The sequence below is a fragment of the uncultured Methylobacterium sp. genome (assembly GCF_964244095.1).
GTDB lineage: Bacteria > Pseudomonadota > Alphaproteobacteria > Rhizobiales > Beijerinckiaceae > Methylobacterium.
In genome coordinates, this window is the sequence record NZ_CAXTHR010000226.1 from 1 (window position 1) to 3,951 (window position 3,951).

5 protein-coding genes are annotated in these 3,951 nt (G+C 75.4%); 1 reads left to right on the forward strand and 4 read right to left on the reverse strand.

The annotated features are described in order from the left end of the window. From ACFE86_RS21475 to ACFE86_RS21490, 4 genes are all read right to left on the reverse strand, one after another. A partial coding sequence (locus tag ACFE86_RS21475; RefSeq protein WP_375457346.1) for a glycerophosphodiester phosphodiesterase family protein occupies nt 1-621 on the reverse strand: 621 nt, incomplete at its 3' end. Nucleotides 622-743: 122 nt separating this feature from the next. Beyond that, nucleotides 744-1,181: a cupin domain-containing protein gene (locus ACFE86_RS21480; RefSeq protein WP_375457347.1), complete on the reverse strand. Its 438-nt coding sequence runs from the start codon at nt 1,179-1,181 to the stop codon at nt 744-746. A 105-nt stretch (nt 1,182-1,286) separates the two neighbouring features. Then, the gene (locus ACFE86_RS21485) at nt 1,287-1,946 is read right to left on the reverse strand and encodes a hypothetical protein (protein WP_375457348.1); all 660 of its coding nucleotides are present in this window, start codon (nt 1,944-1,946) and stop codon (nt 1,287-1,289) included. Further along, nucleotides 1,943-2,254 (reverse strand): hypothetical protein, encoded by a 312-nt coding sequence (locus tag ACFE86_RS21490; protein WP_375457349.1) that lies wholly within the window; start codon nt 2,252-2,254, stop codon nt 1,943-1,945. Before ACFE86_RS21490 ends, ACFE86_RS21485 begins: the two co-directional genes overlap by 4 nt. Before the next feature lie 139 nt (nt 2,255-2,393). Here ACFE86_RS21490 and ACFE86_RS21495 point away from each other — a divergent pair. Continuing rightward, a partial coding sequence (locus ACFE86_RS21495) for a phosphoenolpyruvate carboxylase (protein WP_375457350.1) occupies nt 2,394-3,951 on the forward strand: 1,558 nt, incomplete at its 3' end.

The window sequence follows — 3,951 nt, forward strand, 5'->3', positions numbered from 1 at the left end:
CATCAGCGTGCCGGTGGTGGCGTAGAGGTCGGTGCGCCAGCGCGGCGTCGCGTTCATGTAGCCGGCGACATTTTCTGCCGTGGCGTCGCCCGCGTCCATCTTGCCGTTGAGCGACGAGAACTCGGCAAGCGTCAGGTCGCTGGTGCAGCACTTGGCCGAGGCCTTGGCGCCGGTCGCCGGGTCGGCCGGCCGGAACCCTTGCGTGCACTTGGCCGCGAGCTCCGGCCGGGCGAGGATGTCGGTGGTAGTGTGCAGGTCGCACTGGGCATGGCGGCAGACGAGCTGCCGGTCCCGGGTGAAGGCGACGTCGCACTCGATCACGCCCGCGCCCATGCGCGCAGCGGCGAGCACGCCCTCGCGGGTGTGCTCGGGGAACTGCAGGGGCGCGCCCCGGTGCGAGATCGAGAAGGTCCGCGTCGTGTAGGGCCGCCCGACGCCGCAGGCCGCGAGGCGGTCCTTCAGCGGGCCGGGCTTCATGCTGTCCACGAGGTAGAACGGGCGCGGCCCGAGCTGGGCGGGCGCCTGGGCCTGCGCCGCCGCACAGCCGGCGACGATCAGGCCGGCGACGACGGCCGCCCGCGTCCCCGCCCGCGTCCCCGTTGCATGCCTGTCTGCTCTCATCGGTCCGTCTCTCCGTCCGGGACGGCCGTGGAATAGGGCGGTGCCGTGACGGCACCGTGAAGGCGTGCCGGCCGCCCGGCCGGCGGTTGCGCCGCGCGCGGCCGGCACGGCGCCGGGGCCGCTCAGCGCGGCGTCGGCCGCCAGTCCGGCGGGGCCATCTCGAAGCCCTCGAAGCGGAAGGCCGGGGAGACCGTGCAGCCGACGAGCGTCCAGGCGCCCAGGCTCGTCGCCGTCTGCCAGTGGCCCGTCGGCACCACGAATTGCGGACGCTGCCCGCGCAGGAGGTCGGGACCGAGATGGTGGGCGGCGGCGTCGTGGCCGTTCGGGCTCACGCTGAGCACGAGCGGCGCGCCCGCGTGCCAGTGCCAGATCTCGGCGGCGTCGACCCGGTGCCAGGCCGAGACCTCGCCCACGTCGAGCAGGTAGTAGATCGCGCTGCCGGCCGAGCGGCCGTCTACCGCGCGGGGATCGCGGAACGTCTCGCGATAATGCCCGCCCTCCGGGTGCGGCTTCAGCCCGAGCGCCGCGATCACCTGGGCCGCCGTCATGTCGCCTGCCATGTCCCGTCCTTCGAAAGCCTCGGCCTTCCGCCGAGGGATGCATCGGATCGCGCCCGCGCCGCCCGGTCTTCCCGGACGGCCCGACCGTCCTCGCGGATCGGCCGGCTACTCGGCGATGGCGCCCTGCGGCACCTGGAATCCGGGTGGGGCCTTCGGCGCCGCCGTGGCCCGCGCGCCCTTGCGCGGCGGCGGCTTGCCGTCTCCCTCGGCGTTCCTCTTGCCGTCCCCTTTGCCGTCCCTGCGCGCGGCCACCGGCGGTGCCTTCACGGCCGGCGCCTCGGTGCATGCGCGGAACGCCAGGGTGGCCAGCGGCGCGCCGTCCTCGGCGACGATCGCCAGCGGATCGGGGAGATCGGGCAGCGCCGCCTCCCAGCGGATCGGCGCGCCGAGTTGCGCCTCCAGGGCGCCGGGTGCGCCGCCGCGGCGCAGCGTCGTGAGATCGGGGCCGTAGGCGGTGGCGGGCCTGGCCCCGATGACCACCTGCAGCACCTGCGTCACCTCGGGCGTCAGCGGCCGCAGCGGGTTGTCGACGCGGACGCGGCCGATCCGCGTCACGAAGATCCCGAACCCCTTCTCGCCCTCGTAGCGCGCCGCCCGCGCGCCGCAGGGCTGGAGCGCCGCGAGGTTGGCCGCCGCCGTCGGCGGTTCCTGGCCAGGAAGCGTCTGGGCAGCGGGCGCCTGGGCCGGCGGCGGCACGCCCTGGGCCCGGGCGGGACCGGCGGCGAGGCCGGCGGCGAGCCACGCCGCGCGGAACACCGCCCTCATCGCGCGGCGTCTCCGGTGGGGCCGTGCCCGGCGATGCGCCGCGGCGCGTCCGCCTGCGCGGGCCGCCGGATCGGATCGAGGTCGAGCACCGCGGCGGAGCGGTCGATCGGGCTCTCCGGCGGCCCGATCTCGGCGAGCAGCAGGGCCTCGTCCTCGGCGTCGAGGTCGCTGTCCATGCGCAGCGCGCCGCGCCGGCCGCGCCGGGCGAGCGCGGCGACCACGACGCCGGCGGCCGCGCAGGCCGTGACGGCCGCCAGGATCACGAAGGTTTCCATCGCGCCCAGCGTTACCCGAAGGCGCGCGCGCATGCACCCTCGCGGATCGCCGGGCCGACGGCGACGGAACGGTCCTTGCGTCGAGGGAACGGCCCGCCATACGCCGCCCCACGGCGCGGCCGCCCCGGCACCGGCGCCGGTGCGAAAAACCCTCCCGGAGCCCGACCGACCGATGCGAACGGACGACCATCGCGACCCGGAGGAGCTCGAAGGGCATCTCGTCGGGCTGATCGAGGCCTCCCGCGAGCAGGCGAGCGAGGACCCGTTCCGCAATCCCGTGCTCGCGGTGACGCTGGCGATCACCCGCCGCTTCGACCGGGGCGAGATCACGGAAGCCGACCTCGACGCGCTGTTCGTGCGCCTGCGCGCGCAGGCGCTCACCGACCGCGCGGCGCGGCTGCGCGCCTATGTCGGGATCGAGGTGGCGCCCGACGCCGATGCCGCGATGCCGGCGCGCCTCGTCGCGGCGGTGCCGGACCGGCCCGGCGCCTTCGAGGGCTTTCGCGAGCAGATCGCGCGCACGGCGTTCGCCGTGGTGTTCACCGCGCACCCGACCTTCGGCATGCCGAGGGCGGTGGCAGCCCTGATCGCCGAGGCCGCGAGCCTCGGCGACCCGGATGCGCGCAAGCCCTTGATGGAGCGGGCCGCCCTGCTCTCGACGCGGCCCGACGCGCCGATCACGCTCGACGGCGAGTTCGAGCAGGCGTGCGTGGCGGCCAACCACGGCCGCGAGGCGCTCGACGCCTTCAACGGCGCGCTGCTCGACGCGGCGCGCGCGCGCTGGCCCGACCGCTGGACCGAGCTGGTGCCGCGCCCCTTCGCCATCGCGAGCTGGGTCGGTTGCGACACCGACGGGCGCACCGACATCGGCTGGTGGGACACGCTGCGCTACCGCCTCGAATCCAAGCGCATGCAGCTCGACCGGGTGATGCGCCACCTCCCCGCCATCCCCGCGACGGGGGTGGTGCGGGGGCTGGCCGAGGGCGCGCTCGCCGCGGTCAACCGCCAGCTCGCGGTGGCGCCGCGGCTCGGGACCAAGCCGTCGCTGGAGGCGGTGCACCGCTTCGCGCTGGCGCTGATCATCGAGCGCGAGCGGGCGCAGACCGATTCCGGCGCGCTGCTCGCGGGGCTGGCCGGCGCGATCACCGCCGCGGAGCACGACGGCGACCGGCGCACCATCGCGGTGCTGCGCGCCGGCATCGCCACGCACGGGCTCTCGAACGCGCTGCCGCATTTCCGGCTCAACGCCAGCCAGATCCACAACGCCGTGCGGCGCGTGATCGACCTCGAAGGCGAGCCGGCCGACGCCGCGCAGCGCCGCTCGCACCTCTCGGCGATCCACACCCTGCTCAACGACGTGCAGCCGGTCTCGGTGGATTTCGGGGCGCTGGCCGCCGAGCGGGCGTCGGCCGCGCGGCTGATGATGACGATCGCGCAGATCCTCAAGCACGTGGACGGCACGCACCCCGTGCGCTTCCTCATCGCCGAGACCGAGACCGGCTACACGCTGCTGGCCGCCCTGTGGCTGGCGCGGCATTACGGCATCGCCGACAAGCTCGAGATCACGCCGCTGTTCGAGACGGCGAGCGCGCTGGAGCAGGGCATCCGCGTGCTCGACGACGCGCTGCGCAACCCGCACTGGCGCCGCCACCTCCAGCGCATCGGCCGCCTCACCGTGCAGTTCGGCTACTCGGATTCCGGCCGCTACGTCGGCCAGCTCGCCGCCACCT

Coding starts and splice junctions, on each gene's coding strand:
- ACFE86_RS21485 (WP_375457348.1), bottom strand. CDS start 1,946: ATGAGGGCGGTGTTCCGCGCGGCGTGGCTCGCCGCCGGCCTCGCCGCC.
- ACFE86_RS21480 (WP_375457347.1), bottom strand. CDS start 1,181: ATGGCAGGCGACATGACGGCGGCCCAGGTGATCGCGGCGCTCGGGCTG.
- ACFE86_RS21490 (WP_375457349.1), bottom strand. CDS start 2,254: ATGCGCGCGCGCCTTCGGGTAACGCTGGGCGCGATGGAAACCTTCGTG.